Annotated in this window: 3 protein-coding genes; all 3 read left to right on the top strand. The window is 68.2% G+C overall.

Going from position 1 to position 18,902, the window contains the following annotated elements:
• Positions 1-5: 5 nt before the first annotated feature.
• Genes A5733_RS14165 through A5733_RS14155 form a run of 3 tightly spaced genes read left to right on the top strand, consistent with a single transcriptional unit; the run spans position 6 to position 18,900 of the window.
• Complete coding sequence (locus A5733_RS14165) at positions 6-10,358, top strand: non-ribosomal peptide synthetase (RefSeq protein ID WP_076240577.1); 10,353 nt, start codon at positions 6-8, stop codon at positions 10,356-10,358.
• Positions 10,355-18,091, top strand: a complete 7,737-nt coding sequence (locus A5733_RS14160) for a non-ribosomal peptide synthetase (protein ID WP_076240576.1) — start codon at positions 10,355-10,357, stop codon at positions 18,089-18,091. The genes A5733_RS14165 and A5733_RS14160 overlap by 4 nt, the downstream gene beginning before the upstream one ends.
• Before the next feature lie 8 nt (positions 18,092-18,099).
• Entirely contained in the window at positions 18,100-18,900 is an 801-nt protein-coding gene (locus A5733_RS14155) for a GAP family protein (protein WP_076240575.1), read from the top strand.
• Positions 18,901-18,902 lie beyond the last annotated feature (2 nt).

Here is an 18,902-nt window from a genome sequence, read left to right as displayed (position 1 = left end):
GAATAATGGAATCTGAGGGCGGGGCACTGCCGCTTTCCCGCGGGCAGTTGGATATCTGGCTTTCGCAGGAAAGCGGTCTCGCCGGGACAGAGTGGCAACTCGGGCTGCTCGGGAGAATCGACGGCGCGGTTCAGCGCGGGCTCCTCGAGCAGGCGATTCGGCAGGCCCTCAGTGAGGCCGAGCCGGCGCGTGCTGCCTTTGTCGAGGTCGACGGTCAGGTTCTCCAGAAGCCCGTCGACTACTCAGACCTGGAGTTGACGTATCACGACCTGCGGGACTGTGGCGATCCCGTGCAGAAGGTCTTGGAACTGGCTTCGGCCATTCAGCACACCCCGATGCCGCTCACCGATCGGTTGGTGACGTTCGCGTTGTTCCGCACCAAGCCGAACGAGTACTTCCTATTCGGTTTGGGCCACCATATTTCGGTAGACGGTATCGGCATGGCGCTGGTCAGCCGCCGGATCGCGACCATCTACACGGCGCTGGTCTCCGGGGATCCGGTACCGCCGGCCTACTTCGGCTCGCTGCAGGATCTGGTCGACTGCGAAGCGGATTACGAAGCATCCCAGGACTTCCAGGACGATCGCGCCTACTGGAGCACCAACCGCCCGTCCGAGAGCGGGATCGACCAGGGATTGCGGCGCTCGGAGAACGGCCGAGACGCCTACGCGCCCTCGGCTTCGGTCGAAGTGGATCAGGTGGCGGTTCGACACATAAAAGAACTGTCCAAGAATCTGCGGATCCGTCGCTATTCGGTCACCACCGCGGCGTGCGCACTTCTGGTCCGCGCCTGGTCGGCCAACGCCTCTGAGGTCACACTGGACTTCCCGGTCAGTCGCCGGGTCACCTCGGTGACCAAGACACTGCCGGCCATGCTCGCCGGTGTCGCGCCCCTGGTGCTCAAGTCCCCACCGGACTGGACGGTCGGCGAGTTTTGCCGCCACGTCGACGAACGCCTGCGAGAACTGCTGCAGCACCAGCGTTTCCCGGTGCACACCCTGGACGGGGACGGCGGCGCACGGCGTCATGTTTCCAATCGGGTGGCCATCAACTTCATCCCGGCCCGGCTCACGCTCGACCTGGCCGGCGCCCCGGTGACCGTCTCCTACACCAATCACGGTCCGATGGGGCACTTCGGCCTGTTCTTCATCGGGTCCAGCGATCAGCTCTTTCTGAGCACCGCGGGCGCCGGCCGCCCCTTCGCGGACTTCGAGGTGTCCGAGCTGGCCGCCCATATCCAACGGGTCCTCGATGCCATGGCGGCCGATCCGGACCGGCCCCTGTCCTCGCTGGAGCTGCTGGACAGCAAGGAAACCTCCGAGCTCGCGGAGTTCGGCAACCAGGCGGTGCTCGCACAGCCGGCCCCGGCGAAGGTGTCGATCCCGGAACTGTTCGCCACCCAGGTGGCCGCCGCTCCCGACGCCCCGGCGCTGACGTTCGAGGGCCGCTCGCTGACCTACCGCGAACTGGACGAGGCGTCCAACCGGCTGGCCCACGTGTTGTCCGCCCGCGGCGCCGGGCCGGGGCAGCGGGTGGCGCTGTTCTCACAGCGCACCGCTTCGGCGGTGATCGGGATGTTGGCCATCCTCAAATCCGGCGCCACGTATCTGCCCGTCGATCCCGCGGTGCCGCAGGCACGGCTGGAGTTCATCCTCGGCGACGCCTGCCCCGTCGCGGCGATCACCACGCCCGCGTTGCGGTCCCGGCTGGACGGCTTCGACCTCCCGATCATCGACTTCGGCGATCCCGAGATCGCCGAACAGCCCACCACCGCCCCGCGTGCGCCCGTGCCCGACGAGATCGCGTACGTCATCTACACCTCGGGCACCACGGGAGCCCCCAAGGGCGTCGCGGTCACCCACCACAACCTCACGCAGCTGATGCTCTCGCTGGATGCCAGCCTGCCGCGGCACGGCGTGTGGCCGCTGTGCCACTCCCTGGGCTTCGACGCCTCGGTATGGGAGATCGGGCATGCGCTGCTGCGCGGCGGGCGCTTGGTGGTGGTCGGCGAATCAGTGGCCGGCTCCCCCGAAGACTTTCACCGGCTGCTGGTCGACGAAGAGATCACGGTGTTCACCCAGACTCCGTCGGCAGTGGCGATGCTTCCGGCCCAGGGCCTCGAGCACGCGACGCTCGTGGTCGCCGGGGAGGCCTGCCCGACCGATGTGGTGGACCGCTGGGCGGCCAACGGCCGCGTGATGTTCAACGCCTACGGGCCCACCGAGACCACGATCTGCGCGTCGATGAGTACGCCGCTGCGGGCCGGGGCGGGCGAATCGGAAGTGGTGCCGATCGGCTCGCCGGTGCCCGGCGCGGCGTTGTTCGTCCTCGACTCCTGGATGCAACCGGTTCCGACCGGCGTGGTCGGCGAGCTTTACGTCGCCGGCGACGGGGTGGCGTGCGGATACATCGGCAGGCCGGATCTGACCGCGTCGCGGTTCGTGGCCTGCCCGTTCGGCGAACCCGGACAACGGATGTACCGCACCGGCGACATGGTGCGCTGGGGCGCCGACGGACAACTGCAGTATCTGGGCCGCGCCGACGAGCAGGTCAAGATCCGTGGCTACCGCATCGAGCTCGGTGAGGTGCGCTCCGCGTTGGCCCGGGTCGACGGCGTCACCCATGCCGCGGTGATCGCCCGTGAGGACCGCCCCGGCGACAAGCGACTCGTCGGCTACATCACCGGCACCGCGGACCCGGTCCACGCCCGGGCGCAGCTCGCCGATCGGCTGCCGCCCTACATGGTGCCGGCCGCTGTCGTGGTGCTCGACGCGATGCCGTTGACCTCCAACAACAAGCTGGACACCCGCGCGTTGCCGGCTCCCGAATACACCGGCGGCGCACGCGAATACCGCGCTCCGGGGACCCCGGTCGAGGAGATCCTGGCCGGCATCTACGCCCAGGTGCTGGGCGTCGAGCAGGTCGGTGTGGACGATTCGTTCTTCGATCTCGGTGGCGACAGCATCCTGTCGATGCAAGTGGTGGCCCGGGCCCGAGCGGCTGGCGTGTGGTGCCGGCCGCGCGACGTCTTCGTCGAACAGACGGTGGCGCGGCTCGGCGGGGTGGCCAAACTTGCCGGCGGCCAGGCGGCCGTCGTCGACGAAGGCACCGGATCGGTGAACGCGACACCGATCATGCAGTGGCTGCAGGAGATGCCGGGCCGCACCGACCAGTTCAACCAGACGGTGGTGATTCAGGCTCCCGCGGCCGCGACCCACGCCGACGCGGTCACCATCCTGCAGGCGGTACTGGACCGACATGCCACGCTGCGGTTGCGCGCCGAGACCGACAGCAGCGGCGACTGGTCGTTGTCCATCCCGGACAAGGGCACCGTCGACGCGCGTGAATGCCTGCGGGTGGTCGACACATTGTCCGAGCAGGCGGTACAGGACGCACGGTCGCGGCTTGACCCGGGTACCGGATCGATGGTCAGCGCCGTGTGGGCGCGGGACACCAACCAGTTGGCCCTGGTCATCCAGCACCTGGCGGTGGACGGCGTCTCGTGGCGAATCCTGTTGGAAGACCTCAACATCGCCTGGGCGCAGCACCACAGCGGCCAGCTGATCACGTTGCCGGCCGGCGGAACATCGTTCGCCCGCTGGTCGGAGTTGCTGGCCGAGCATGCCCGCGACACCGACGTGGTACGGCACGCGGACACCTGGCGGAAGGTCTCGGCGACCCCGGCCACGTTGCCGCGCGTACAGCCGGAGCTGGACACCTATGCCGGTGCGGGACGGTTGTCGGTGACGCTGGACGAAGCCACCACCCAGATGTTGTTGGGCGAGGTGCCGGCGGCGTTTCACGCTGGGATACAAGACATCCTGCTGATCGCGTTCGGCCTGGCCTGGTCGGAGTTCGCCGGCGACGGTACCGACAGCGGGCCGATCGGTATCGACGTCGAAGGGCACGGCCGCAGTGAAGATCTCCTCGGGATCGACCGGATCTCTGATATCGACCTGTCCCGGACCGTGGGCTGGTTCACCACCAAATACCCCGTGGCCCTGGCGGTGGGCGGACTGACCTGGGTGCATGTTGCCGGCGGCGGTGCCGCACTCGGTCCGGTGATCAAGGCGGCCAAGGAACAACTGCGCGCGGTGCCCGACGGCATGACCTACGGACTACTGCGCTATCTCAATCCGGATGTCGATCTGGGCGGTGATGACCCGACCATCGGCTTCAACTATCTCGGCCGCCTCGGCGCGGGCGCGGCCGAACTCTCCGAGGACCTGTGGCGGATCAGCCAGGACAGCCTGCCGATGACCGACGCGGCAGCTGCGATACCGATGGCGCTGGCCCACAGCCTCGAGATCAACGCCGGAACCCTGGAGGATGCCGGCACCGGGCCCCGGTTGCAGGCCAATTGGACCTGGGCGCCCTCGGTGCTCGGTCGCGACCAGGTGGAACGGCTCAGCGCGCTGTGGTTCGAGGCGCTGGCCGGTATCTGCGCCCACGTGCAGTCTGGCGGCGGCGGCCTCACCCCGTCGGATGTCGCGCCGGTGCGCCTGACGCAGCAGCAGATCGACGAGCTGACCGAGCGGTACCGGATCGCCGATGTCCTGCCGCTCACCCCGCTGCAGCAGGGTCTGCTGTTCCAGTCCGCCTTCGCGCAGGACGCGGCCGACGGGATCGCCGAGGATGTGTACGCGGTCCAACTCGGCGTCACTGTGACCGGTGAACTCGACCCCAACCGGCTGCGCGATGCGGTGGAGGACGTCATCGCCCGCCATCCCAATCTCGCCGCCCGGTTCAGTGAGCAGTTCGGTGAGCCGGTGCAGGTGCTTCCGGCCGATCCGACGATCGCCTGGCAGTACGTCGACCTGCGGGCCGAAACCCATTCTGACACCGCACTTTCCGGTGACGAGCGGGTCGAACAGTTGGGCGCGGCCGAACGCCGCGCCGTCTGCGACCTGGCCGGTGCGCCCACGTTCCGGGTTGCGCTGCTCCGTACCGGCGACGCCCGGCACCGCCTCATGCTGACCATCCACCACATCGTGATCGACGGGTGGTCACTGCCGATCCTGCTGCAGGAGATCTTCGCTCGCTACCACGGGCACCGGCTGCCGGCACCGGTACCGTTCCGCAACTTCGTGCGCTGGTTGACCGATCAGGATCATGCTGCTGCGCAGGCGGTGTGGCGGGAGGTGCTGGACGGTTTCGAGAACCCGACGCTCGTCGGCCCGCCGACACCGGCCGGGCAGCGCGGCGTCGAGTCCTATCGACTCCCGGCCGAGGTCACCGGTGCACTGGCCGAGTTGGCACGCGCTCAGCACACCACGATCAACACGGTGTTGCAGGCTGCCTGGGCCCAGGTGCTGATGGCCCAGACCGGCCATCGTGACGTGGTGTTCGGTACTGCGGTATCGGGCCGGCCGGTGGATCTGCCCGGCGCGGAATCGATTGTCGGCCTGTTGATCAACACTGTGCCGGTGCGGGCAAAGATCGCTGCGAACACCACCGTGGCGGAGCTGCTGGACCAACTGCAGCGGGTACACAACGACACCGTCGAACACGAACACCTGGCACTGGCCGAGATTCACCGCGCCAGCGGACATGACCGGTTGTTCGACACCCTGTTCGTCTACGAGAACTACCCGGTGGACACCGCGGCCCTCCTGGGTGCGCAGGAGCTGGGTATCACCGACTTCGCCAGTCGCGAATACAACCACTACCCGCTGTCGATGGTGGCGATGCCCGGTGACGAGCTGGGCTTGCGCATCGAGTTCGACAGCGAGGTCTTCGACACGACCGACATTGCGGCGCTGGCCAATCGGATGCAGCAGGTGCTGGCGGTCATGGCCGCCGATCCGGCCCGCCGGGTCTCGTCGATCGATCTGCTCGGTGCCGACGAGCACGACCGGCTGCACAACTGGGGTAACCGTGCAGCGCTGGCCGCACCGGCCCGGGCGGTCCGGTCCATTCCGGAACTCTTCGCCGCCCAGGTGGCCCGCGATCGGGAAGCGGTGGCGCTCACCGACGACGGCCGGTCGATCACCTACGGCGAACTCGACGAGGCGTCGAACCGGTTGGCGCAGGTGCTGTCTGCTCGGGGCGCCGCCCCGGGCCGGCGGGTGGCGATGCTGCTGCCACGCAACGCCGAGGCCATCACCGCGATCCTGGCCGTGGTGAAAACCGGGGCGGCCTACGTGCCGATCGACCCGGCGCACCCCGACGCCCGTATCGAATTCGTCCTGGCCGACGCGGAACCGGTGGTTGCGCTCACCACCGCCGAGTTGCGCCACCGGCTGGAGCCGTCCGGCGTGCCGATCGTCGACATCGACGACGCGTCGATTGGCGCGCAGCCCGCAACCGACCTACCGGCCACCGTTGAAGCCGGCGACGTCGCGTACATCATCTACACATCCGGCACCACCGGAATGCCCAAGGGCGTGGCGGTAACTCACCGCAACGTCACCACACTGCTCGACACGCTCGGCGCCGAACTGGCCGTCGGCCGGGTCTGGACCCAGTGCCATTCGCTGGCCTTCGACTACTCGGTCTGGGAGATCTGGGGACCGCTGCTCAGCGGTGGACGGCTGCTGGTCGTACCGGATGCGGTGGTCCGCTCGCCAGAAGACCTGCATGCGCTCTTGGTCGACGAGCAGGTCAACGTCCTGAGCCAGACCCCGTCGGCCTTCTATGCGTTGCAGACCGCCGACACGCTGGCGCCGGAGGTCGGCCGGCAGCTCGCCCTGGAGACCGTCGTGTTCGGCGGTGAAGCACTTGAGCCACAGCGGCTTTCCGGCTGGATGCGCAACCACCCGGATTCACCGCGGTTGATCAACATGTACGGGATCACCGAGACCACGGTGCATGCCTCGTACCGCGAGATCACCGGCGCCGACCTCGACAGCAACTCCAGTCCGATCGGGGTGCCGTTGGGCCATCTGGCGTTCTTCGTGCTGGACGAGTGGATGCGTCAGGTCCCGGTCGGCGTGGTCGGCGAACTGTATGTGGCCGGCGCCGGATTGGCGGTCGGCTACGTGGGCCGTCCGGATCTCTCGTCGACGCGGTTCGTGGCGTGCCCGTACGGTGAACCCGGCCAACGGATGTACCGCACCGGCGATCTCGTGCGGTGGGGGACCGACGGCGAACTCCGGTACGAGGGACGCGCCGACAAGCAGGTCAAGATCCGCGGCTACCGCATCGAACTCGGTGAGGTGCAGGCTGCGCTGGCCGTCGTCGACGGTGTCGAGCACGCGGCCGTGATCGCCCGTGAGGATCGTCCAGGCGACAAACGCCTCGTCGGTTACGCCACCGGATCGGTCGATCCGTCCGCCGCCCGCACCGCGCTCGCCGAACGCCTGCCTACGTACATGGTGCCGACCGCGGTGGTGGTGCTGGATGCCTTGCCGCTCACGGTGAACGGAAAGCTCGACACGCGGGCCCTGCCCGCGCCGGAATACCAGGATGCCGATCAGTACCGGGCACCGCACGATGCCGTCGAGCAGATCCTGGCGGGCATCTACGCCCAGGTGCTCGGGGTCGAGCGGGTCGGCGTGGACGATTCGTTCTTCGACCTCGGCGGGGACAGCATCTCGTCGATGCAGGTGGTGGCGCGCGCCCGGGCCGCGGGTCTGGTGTGCCGACCGCGCGACGTCTTCGTCGAGCAGACGGTGGCCCGGTTGGCACAGGTCGTGGTCTCCGCCGACGGCCAGACCACGGTGGCCGACGAGGGGATCGGCCCGGTGCCGGCGACGCCGATCATGCGCTGGTTGCACGAACTCGACGCGTCCGCAGACGAGTTCAACCAGGCGGTGGTGCTGCGGGCACCCGACGGGGTGACCGAGAGCGACGTGGTGATCGTGCTGCAGGCCCTGTTGGACCGGCACGCGATGTTGCGGTTGACCGCGGAAGCCGGCCCGGATGGCACAAGGTCGTTCGCGGTGCCGGAGCCGGGCACGGTGGATGCCGGTGCCTACGTGCACATCGTCGACGAGTTGTCGAACGAGGCCTTGATCGCAGCGCGGTCCCGGCTGAATCCCGCCGCCGGCGAGATGGTCAGCGCACTGTGGGTGCCCCACACCGGTGCACTGGTCCTGATGATCCATCACCTGGCCGTGGATGCGGTGTCGTGGCGGATCCTGTTGGAGGACTTGAACATCGCTTGGGCGCAGCACCGCAGCGGGCAGGCGATCGAGTTGCCCGCCGTGGGCACGTCCTTTGCGCGCTGGTCCTCGGTGCTCAACGAGTACGCACACAAGCCGGCGGTGGCCGCGCTCGCGGACACGTGGCGGCAGGTGGCCTCGGTGCCCGCGGCGCTGCCGGCCGTGCAACCGGCGGTGGACACCTACGCCAACGCCGGGCAGTTGTCGGTGGAGTTGGACGTCGAGTCCACCCGGCAGTTGCTCGGTGCGGTCCCGGCCGCGTTTCACGCCGGCGTGCAGGACATTCTGCTGATCGCGTTCGGTCTGGCGGCCGCGGAATTCCTCGGTACGGCAGGTAATCCGATCGCCGTCGACGTCGAGAGTCACGGCCGCGACGAGGAACTCGCCGGCGACATGGACCTGTCGCGCACCGTCGGGTGGTTCACCGCCAAGTATCCCGTCGAGCTGCTGCCGGGTGAATTGACCTGGGACACAGTAACTTCGGGGGATTCTGCGCTGGGCCCGGTGATCAAGGAAGCCAAGGAACGGCTGCGGGCCCTGCCGGACGGGATCACCTACGGGCTGCTGCGGTACCTGAATCCCGAGGTCGGTCTGGAGGGTCCGGATCCGGCCTTCGGCTTCAACTATCTGGGCCGCCTCGGTGCGGGTGCCGGTGAACTGTCCGACGAGCTGTGGCGGATCGATCAGGACGCGGTCTCGGTCACCGCGACGGCCTCGGCGGTGCCGACGCCGCTGGGCCACACGGTGGAACTCAACGCCGGCACGATCGACGCCACGAACGGAACCGAGGACGGTCCGCGGCTGCACGCCACCTGGACGTGGGCCACCTCGGCCCTGGACGCCGACCAGGTCGGCCGGCTCAGCCGGCTGTGGTTCGAGGCGCTGGCCGGGATCTGCGCGCACGTCCGCGCCGGTGGCGGCGGGCTGACCCCGTCCGACATTGCGCCGGCGCACTTGTCGCAACCGCAGCTCGATGAGCTGCAACAGCAATGTGCCGTCGCCGACGTGCTGCCGCTGACCCCGCTGCAGCAGGGTCTGCTGTTCCACACCGGTTCCGGGCAGGGCGGTGACGACCTGTACTCGGTGCAACTCGACATCACGGTGGCCGGCCCGCTGGACGCCGACCGGTTGCGCGACGCGGTGCAGGACGTGATCAGGCGTCGTCCGAACATCGTCGCCCACTTTGTCGAGGACTTCGGTGTGCCGGTGCAGGTGTTGCCGGCCGAGCCGGTGCTCGCCTGGCAGTACCAGGACCTGACCGGCGTGCCGGAAAGTGACGTGGAATCCCAGATCGAGCAGTTCAGCGCCGCCGAACGGACCGCGGTCGGCGGGCTGGGTGATCAGCCGCCGTTCCGTGCGGCGCTGATCCGTACCGGTGACAACCAACACCGGTTCGTGCTCACCAACCACCACATCGTGCTCGACGGTTGGTCCAAACCGATTCTGTTGCAGGAGATCTTCGCCGGCTATTTCGGTGGCCGGCTGCCGGCACCCGTTCCGTACCGGCGATTCGTCACCTGGTTGGCTGACCAGGACGTCAGCGCAGCGCAGGACGCGTGGCGCCAGGTATTCGCCGGCTTCGACACCCCGACGCTGGTCGGGCCGCCGGCCCGGATCGCACTGGGGCGCCGCGGGGTCGAGTCGTTCCAGCTGTCGGCCGAGACCACCAAGGCCCTGGGCGAATTGGCCCGTACCTGTCACACCACCGTCAGCACGGTGCTGCAGGGGGCCTGGGCGCAGCTGCTGATGTGGCTGACCGGCCAGCGCGACGTCGCCTTCGGCACCGCGGTGTCGGGGCGCCCGACCGACCTTCCCGGCGCCGAGTCGATGGTCGGCCTGCTGATCAACACCGTGCCGGTGCGGGCCACGTTCACCCCGGCCACCACGATCGCAAGTTTGCTGGATCAACTCCAGGGCGCGTACAGCGAAACTCTGGATCATCAGCACTTGGCGCTCAACGAGATTCACCGGGTGACCGGTCACGACCAGTTGTTCGACACGATGTTCGTCTACGAAAATTATCCGATCGACACGGCCGCCCTGTCGGGCGTCAATGATCTGGCGATCACCCATTTCACCAATCGCGAGTACAACCACTACCCGCTTTCGGTACAGGCCGTACCCGGCCATGAACTGGGCTTACGTGTCGAATTCGATTCCGACATCTTCGATTCGGTCCGAATCGCAAGGTTGGTCACGCGGTTCAGGCGGGTACTCGAAGCCATGACCGCAGACACGAGGGGGCAGTCATGAGCATCGATTCCAGTCGAACACTGTTGTCCTTCGATCTTCTCGACGACAACGAACATGATCGGCTCGACGAGTGGGGCAATCGGGCGGTCTTGGGCCACCCCGCGTCGGATCCGGTCACGGTTCCGGCGTTGTTCAGCGCCCAGGTGGAGCGGACCCCGGAATCGATGGCGCTGGTCTGCGGCGAGCGGTCCTGGAGCTATCGCGAACTCGACGAGGCCTCGAATCGGTTGGCGCACGTGCTGGCCGCGCATGGCGCCGGTCCGGGGGAGACCGTCGCCATGCTGATTCCGCGCTCGGGCGAGGCCATTGTGTCGATCCTGGCGGTGCTCAAGACCGGGGCCGCCTACCTGCCCGTCGACCCGGCGCATCCCGATGAGCGAATCGCGTTCATGCTCACCGACGCGGCGCCCATCGCCGCGGTCACCACGGCGGATCTGCGCAACCGTCTCGACGGCTCTGCGGTGGCGGTGATCGGCGTCGACGACCCCGAGGTGGACACCCACTCGAGCACTGCTCTGCCGGGACCCCGGCCCGAAGATCTCGCCTACATGACCTACACGTCGGGAACCACCGGCGTACCGAAAGCTGTTGCGGTGACCCATCGCAACGTGACCTCACTGGTGGAGCGCCTGCACGCCGACCTGCCCCCCGGGCCGGGTCAGGCCTGGTCGCAATGGCATTCGCTCGTCTTCGACGTCTCGGTGTGGGAGATCTGGGGCGCGCTACTGCACGGTGGACGACTGGTGGTCGTGCCCGAGGCCGCCGCCAGTTCACCCGATGACCTGCACAACCTGCTTCTGACCGAGAAGGTCAGTGTGCTGTGCCTGACCCCCTCGGCGGCGGGAATGCTGTCGCCGGAGCGGTTGGAGTCCACGACACTGGTGGTCGCCGGCGAGGCCTGCCCCACCGAATTGGTACAGCGCTGGGCGCCGGGCCGGGTGATGATCAACGCTTACGGTCCCACGGAGGCAACGGTTTACGCGGCGATGAGCGCGCCGCTGACGGCGTCCGGCGAGGGCGGCGGGATCGTGCCGATCGGCTCACCCGTCCCCGGCGCGGCGCTGTTCGTGCTCGACCAGTGGCTTCGGCCTGCCCCCGAGGGCGTGGTCGGTGAGCTGTACATCGCCGGTGCCGGCGTGGCCGTCGGTTATGCGCGTCGGGCGGGGCTCACCGCCTCCCGGTTCGTGGCGTGCCCGTTCGGCGGGGACGACGCCCCCGGGTCGGTCATGTACCGCACCGGTGATCTGGTCAAGTGGGGCGAGGACGGACAGCTGCAGTATCTGGGCCGGGCCGACGAGCAGGTGAAGATCCGCGGTTACCGCATCGAACTGGGCGAGGTGCAGGCCGCCCTGGCCGGGCTGGACGGGGTGACCCAGGCCGTCGTGATCGCCCGTGAGGACCGTCCCGGTGACAAACGGCTGGTCGGGTATGTCACCGGCAACGCCGATCCGGTTCACATGCGTGCGGCGCTGGCCAAGCGGCTGCCGGCCTACATGGTGCCCGCCGCGGTGGTGGTGGTCGACGCGTTCCCGCTGACCGTGAACGGCAAGCTCGACAAGCGCGCCCTACCGGCGCCCGAATACCGCAGTGCCGAAAACGGTTACCGCGCACCGAGCACCCCCGTGGAGGAGATCCTCGCCGACATCTACGCCCAGGTGCTGGGCGTGGACAAGGTCGGCGTCGACGACTCATTTCTCGATCTGGGCGGCGACAGCATCCTGTCGATGCAGGTGGTGGCGCGGGCCCGGGCGGCCGGTGTGCGGTGCCGGCCGCGTGACATCTTCGTCGAGCAGACCGTGGCCGGTGTCGCGCGGGTGGCGGGTTTCGCCGATCCGGAGAACGCCGTGGTGGACGAAGGCACCGGCCCGGTGTCGCCCACGCCCATCATGCGGTGGCTGCGCGAAGTGCCCGGCCCGGTGGACCAGTTCAACCAGACGGTGGTGCTGCAGGCGCCCGACGGCGCCACCGAGGCCGACGTGGTGGTCTTGGTGCAGGCGCTGCTCGATCGGCACGCCACCCTCCGGATGCGCGCCGAGACCGGTGCCGACGGTGAGTGGTCGCTGAACGTGCCCGACCCGGGTGCGGTGAATGCCCGTGACTGCCTGTCGGTCGTCGAAGGACTGTCCGACGAGGCGTTCGTGGCGGCGTTGACGCACCTGGATCCGTCCGCGGGCTCGCTCCTGCGCGCCCTGTGGGTGCCTGCCACCAGCCAGCTGGTGCTGATGATCCACCACCTGGCGGTCGACGGCGTATCGTGGCGAATCCTGTTGGAAGACTTGAATATTGCCTGGGCGCAGCATCACACCGGTCAACCGGTGCAGCTACCGGCCGGGGGGACGTCCTTTGCCCGGTGGTCGCACCTGCTGACCGAGCACGCCGCGGACGCGGACGTGGTCCGGCACGTCGACGCCTGGCGTGCGGTGAGTGCGGTGCCCCAGGCGTTGCCGGCGCTGCGGCCCGAGGTGGACACCTATGCCAACGCCGGTCAGCTGTCTTTGGAGTTGGACGTCGAGACCACCCGGCAGCTGCTGGGCGAGGTGCCCGCGGCATTCCACGCCGGGGTCCAGGACATCCTGCTGATCGCGTTCGGCCTGGCGTGGGCCGAATACCTGGGAACCGGCAGCAGGCCGATCAGTTTCGACGTGGAGGGGCACGGCCGCAACGAGGACATCGGGGGACAGGACACCGCCGACGTCGATCTGTCCCGCACCGTGGGTTGGTTCACCACCAAATACCCGGTGGCGCTGCAGATGGCCGAATTGCCCTGGGAACAGGTGATTTCCGGCGAGGCCGAACTGGGACCCGTCCTGAAGGCGGCGAAAGAACAGTTGCGCGCCCTGCCCGACGACCTGACCTACGGGATGCTGCGCTACCTCAACGACGACGTCGAGCTGGACGGACCGGACCCGACGATCGGGTTCAACTACCTCGGCCGCCTCGGCGCGGGCGTGGGCGACCTGTCCGACGAGCTGTGGCGCATCGACCAGGACGCATTGTCGGCCACCGGGGCGGCCTCGGCCGTGGCCATGCCGTTGATGCACACCGTGGAACTCAACGCCGGCACCATGGATACCGACGCCGGCCCGTGCCTGCAGGCCGCGTGGACCTGGGCGCCCTCGGTGCTCGGTCCGGACCAGGTGGACCGGATCAGCCGGTTGTGGTTCGAGGCGCTGAAGGGGATCTGCGCCCACGTGCGCTCCGGCGGCGGCGGGTTGACCCCGTCGGATGTGCTTCCGGCCCGGCTGACCCAACACCAGATCGACGAGCTGCAGCAGCAATTCGCCGTCGCCGACGTGCTGCCGCTGACTCCGGTGCAGCAGGGGCTGCTGTTCCACTCCACCTTCGCCCGCGGTGAAGGGGCCCACGACGATGTCTACGCGGTGCAGCTCGACATCACCGTGACCGGTGTGGTGGACCAGCACCGGCTACGCGATGCACTGCACACCGTCGTGGCTCGCCATCCCAACCTGGCAGCCCGCTTCTGCGGGCAGTTCGGTGATCCCGTGCAGGTGATCCCGGCGGATCCGGTGATGGCCTGGCGCTACCTGGATCTGCGCGGGGACGATCAGAGCCCCGACGAGGAGGTCCGGCAGCTCTGCGACGCCGAGCGTGGGGCCGTGTGCGACCTCGCCGAACGGCCGACGTTCCGGGCCGCGCTGATCCGCACCTCGGGCAACGAACACCGGTTTGTGTTGACGTTCCACCACATCGTGATCGACGGCTGGTCGCTGCCGATCCTGTTGCAGGAGATCTTCGCCAGCTACTTCGGCCAGCGGTTGCCCGCACCGGCGTCGTACCGGAACTTCGTCGACTGGCTGGCCCGCCAGGATCGTCCCGCAGCCGAGGTGGCGTGGCGAAACCTGTTGGCGGGATTCGAAACTCCGACGCTGGTCGCGCCGCCGGTCGAGCCCGGCCCCCGCGGCATCGAGACCTACCGGGTATCGGCCGAGACCACCCGGGCGCTCGGTGAGCTCGCGCGGTCACAGCACACCACGGTGGCCACCGTGCTGCAGGCCGCCTGGGCCCAGCTGCTGATGTGGTTGACCGGTCAGCACGATGTCGCCTTCGGTACCGCCGTCTCGGGTCGGCCCACCGACCTGCCCGGCGCGGATTCGATGGTGGGCCTGCTGATCAACACGGTTCCGGTGCGGGCCCGCACCACCGCCACCACGACGGTGGCCGAGTTGCTCGAGCAGCTGCAGCGCGCTCACAACGACACCCTGGAGCACGAACACCTGGCGCTCACCGACATTCACCACCTCTCCGGTCACGAGCAGCTGTTCGACACGCTCTTCCTGTACGAGAGCTATCCGATCGACACCAGCGCGTTCATGGGTGTGCAGGAATTGGCGGTCACGGAGTTCAACAACCGCGAGTACAACCACTACCCGCTGTCGGTGATGGCCCTGCCGGGACACGAGCTGGGCCTGCGGCTGGAGTTCGACAGCGACGTGTTCAGCGTCGCCGAGATCGACGGCCTGGTGGAGCGGTTCCAGCGGTTGCTGGTGGACATGACCACCGACCCGACGCGCCGGCTGTCCTCGATGGACGTTCTCGAGGCAGCCGAACATGACCGGCTCGACGAGTGGAGCAACCGCGGCATCCTCGACCAACCGGTGGCCGAACCGATCTCGATCCCGGAGATGTTCAGCCGGCAGGTGGAGCGTGACCCGGGTGCGCCCGCGCTCACGTTCGGCGATTGCACGCTGACGTACGACGAGCTCGACGAGGACGCGCGCCGGCTGGCAAATCTGTTGGCGCTGATGGGTGCCGGGCCGGGACAGACCGTGGCCCTGCTGGCGCCGCGGTCCGACCGGGCGATCGTGGCGATCCTGGCGGTGCTCAAGACCGGGGCGGCCTACCTGCCGATCGACCCGGCCGTGCCCGCCACACGGTTGGAGTTCATGCTCGCCGATGCCGCGCCGATCGTTGCCATCACGACCGCCGAACTACGTTCCCGCCTCGACGGGACCGACGTACAGATCGTCGAGGTCGACGATCCGGCCGTGGAGTCTGCGGGCCTGATCTATCCCACCGCCGACCTGTTGCCGCCGTCGGCCGACGACATCGCGTACCTGATCTACACCTCGGGTACCACCGGCACGCCCAAGGGTGTGGCCGTCACCCACGGCAACGTGACGCAGGTGCTCCAGCAGTTGCACCCCGACCTGCCCGCAGGCCCGGGACAGGTGTGGTCGCAATGGCATTCACTCGTCTTCGATGTCTCGGTGTGGGAGATCTGGGGCGCCCTGCTGCACGGCTCGCAGCTGGTGGTCGTGCCCGAGTCGGTGGCCGGCTCACCGGACGACCTGCACGATCTGTTGGTCGCCGAGAAGGTCAGCGTGCTCTACCAGACCCCGTCGGCGGTCGGGATGCTCTCGCCCGAGGGCCTGGAGAACACCACGCTGGTGGTGGCCGGTGAGGCCTGCCCGAGCGAAGTGGTGGATCGGTGGGCACCCGGTCGGGTGATGATCAACGCCTACGGGCCGACCGAAGCCACGATCTACGGCACGATGAGCGCGCCGCTGCAGAAGACGCAGCGGGCCGGGGCCGTCGTCCCGATCGGTGCGCCGGTGCCCTCGGGCGCGGCGTTCGTCCTCGACGAGTGGCTGCGTCCGGTCTCTGCCGGCGTGGTCGGCGAGCTCTACCTGGCCGGCCGCGGCGTCGCCGTCGGCTATCTGCACCGTGCCGGGCTGACCGCGTCGCGGTTCGTCGCCTGCCCGTTCGGCGGACCCGACGCTGCCGGAGCGGTCATGTACCGCACCGGTGATCTGGTCAAGTGGGGCGAGGACGGGCAACTGCAGTATCTGGGCCGTGCCGACGAGCAGGTCAAGATCCGCGGTTACCGCATCGAGCTGGGGGAGATCCAGGCGGCGCTGGCCGAACTCGACGGGGTGAACCAGGCCGCGGTGATCGCCCGCGAGGACCGTCCCGGCGACAAGAGGCTGGTCGGTTATGTGACCGGCCACGGCGATCCGACCCAGCTGCGCAAGGAGTTGGGCGTGCGGCTGCCGGCCTACATGGTGCCGTCGACGATCGTCGTCCTCGACGTTCTGCCGCTGACGGTCAACGGCAAGCTGGACCGTCGTGCGCTGCCGGCGCCGAATTACCAGGACGCCGCGCGCTACCGCGCGCCGTCCAACGCCGTCGAGGAGAAGATCGCCGGCATCTACGCCCAGGTCCTGGGTATGGACCGGGTCGGGGTCGACGAGTCCTTCTTCGACCTGGGTGGCGATTCGATCTCCGCGATGCGGGTGATCGCGGCGGTCAACACCACGCTCGAGGTGGACCTCGCGGTGCGCACCTTGTTCGAGACGCCGACGGTGGCCGGCCTGAGCCTGCAGCTCGACAGCGAGACCGCCTCCGACACCCAGAGCCCCAGCGGCGTCAGCTTCGCCTCGGTGCACGGCCACAACGCCGTCGAGGTGCATGCCCGTGACCTGACGCTGGACAAGTTCATCGACTCGGCCACCCTGCGCACGGCCCGCGTCCTGCCGCGGCCGGACGGCAACGTGCAGACGGTCCTGTTGACCGGGGCCACCGGCTTCCTCGGCCGGTACCTGCTGCTGGACTGGCTGCAGCGGCTGCGCCGCGTCGACGACAAGGTGATCTGCCTGGTGCGCGGCAAGTCCGACGAGGATGCCCGCCGCCGGTTGGAGGCCACGTTCGACACCGACCCGGTGCTGCAACGCCGGTTCCGGGAACTGGCCGCCGAACGGCTCGAGGTCGTCGCCGGAGACAAGGGCGAATCCGACTTCGGACTCGACCCGCAGCGGTGGCGCCGGCTGGCCGAGAGCGTCGATCTCATCGTCGACTCGGCGGCGTTCGTCAACAGCGTGCTGCCCTACAGCGAGCTGTTCGGTCCGAACGTCGTCGGCACCGCCGAGCTGATCCGCTTCGCCCTGACCGCCAAGCTCAAGCCGTACAACTACATCTCCACATCCGATGTGGGCCGCCAGATCGAGCCGTCGAAGTTCACCGAGGACGCCGACATCCGCGAGATCAGCGCGACCCGTACGGTCGACGCCGGCTACGCCAACGGCTACGGCAACAGCAAGTGGGCCGGTGAGGTGTTGCTGCGTGAGGCCCACGATCTGTGCGGGTTGCCGGTCGCGGTGTTCCGCTCGGGCATGATCCTGACCGAGACGACCTACCCCGGGCAGCTCAATGTGGCCGACACCGTCAGCCGCATGGTGTTGAGCATCGTGGCCACCGGTGTGGCGCCGAAGTCCTTCTACCGACTCGGCCACGATGGCGAGCGGCAGCGCGCGCACTTCGACGGGCTGCCGGTGGACTTCGTCGCGGAGGCCATCACCACGCTGGGTTGGCAGGTGGCGCGTTCGGCGACAGCCGATTTCGAGACCTACCACGTGATGAATCCGCACGATGACGGCGTCGGGATCGACACCTATATCGACTGGCTGATCGAGGCGGGCTATCCGATCACGCGCATCGACGACTTCTCAGAGTGGTTGCGCCAGTTCGAAACCCGGTTGCAGGAGCTGCCGGAACGGCAGCGCCAGAACTCGGTCTTGCAGATGCTGACGCTGCTGAAGCAGCATGCCGGGGAGTTGCAGCCACCGGAGCCGACGCTGGGCTCCTACGCTCCTGCCGACCGGTTCCACGCTGCGGTGCGGGAGGCGAAAGTCGGTGCGGCAAACGACATTCCCCATGTGACGCCGGAGGTCATCGTCAAATACGTAACTGACCTGCAGTTGCTCGGGATGTTGTAGGGCCGATAATGTGGGGCGACATTTTGAGCATGGCACTTTTCGTGTCACTCAACCCGGTACTGCTCGGCTTCATCCTGCTGGTGATCTCGCGGCCCCGGCCGCTGTCGAACCTGCTGGCGTTCTGGATCGGCGCGATGATCGTCAATGTGCCGGCCTTCGTGGTACCGGTGCTGGTGCTTCACGCTGTTCCGTCATTCGCCTCGGCGGCCCAGGACCTGGTCAATCCGAGCCCCACGTCGGGGATCCAGCCCCTGCAGCTGTGCATGGGTATCGCCTGGCTGGTGATCGCGGCGTTGTTGGTCATGCGGATCCGGCAGAAGAAGCGGGTCGAGCAGACGGTTCCGGCCGGCCCGCAGGGGCATTCGTCGACGTTGGTGCTCGACGGCGAGCCCGAGCGTGAGCGGCCGGCGCCGGGCCGTATCCGCACCGCGTGGGCGCGGATCTACGACCCGCTCCGGCGGCTGTTCCACCGCTTGCACGAGGCCTGGGAGAACGGCGCGCTGTGGATCGGCCTGGTATTCGGCATGGGATATATCGCGCCGCCGCCGCTGGTGCTGTTGGTGGCCACGCTGATCGCCGGGTCGGGGGCCGCGATCGGTACCCAGGTGGTGGCCAGTGTGGTGTTCGTGTTCGCCATGCTGATCGTGTTCGAGATAGCGCTGCTGAGCTATGTGGTTTCACCGGCCCGCACCGCCGCTCTTCTCGAACCGTTGCACGAATGGTCGCGGAAACACCGGCTGTTGGTGTTGGCGGTGCTGTTCACCCTGATCGGTATCTGGCAGACGGTGAAGGGCTCCGGGCTGATCTGAAG

Origin of the sequence: Mycobacterium sp. NS-7484, assembly GCF_001953975.1 — a bacterium.
Classification (GTDB): Bacteria; Actinomycetota; Actinomycetes; order Mycobacteriales; family Mycobacteriaceae; genus Mycobacterium.
This window is presented reverse-complemented; position numbering and strand designations above follow the sequence as displayed.

Bases quoted from the DNA above. Each gene is read 5' to 3' on its own strand.
- A5733_RS14165 (WP_076240577.1), top strand. From the start codon at position 6: ATGGAATCTGAGGGCGGGGCACTGCCGCTTTCCCGCGGGCAGTTGGAT.
- A5733_RS14160 (WP_076240576.1), top strand. From the start codon at position 10,355: ATGAGCATCGATTCCAGTCGAACACTGTTGTCCTTCGATCTTCTCGAC.
- A5733_RS14155 (WP_076240575.1), top strand. From the start codon at position 18,100: ATGTGGGGCGACATTTTGAGCATGGCACTTTTCGTGTCACTCAACCCG.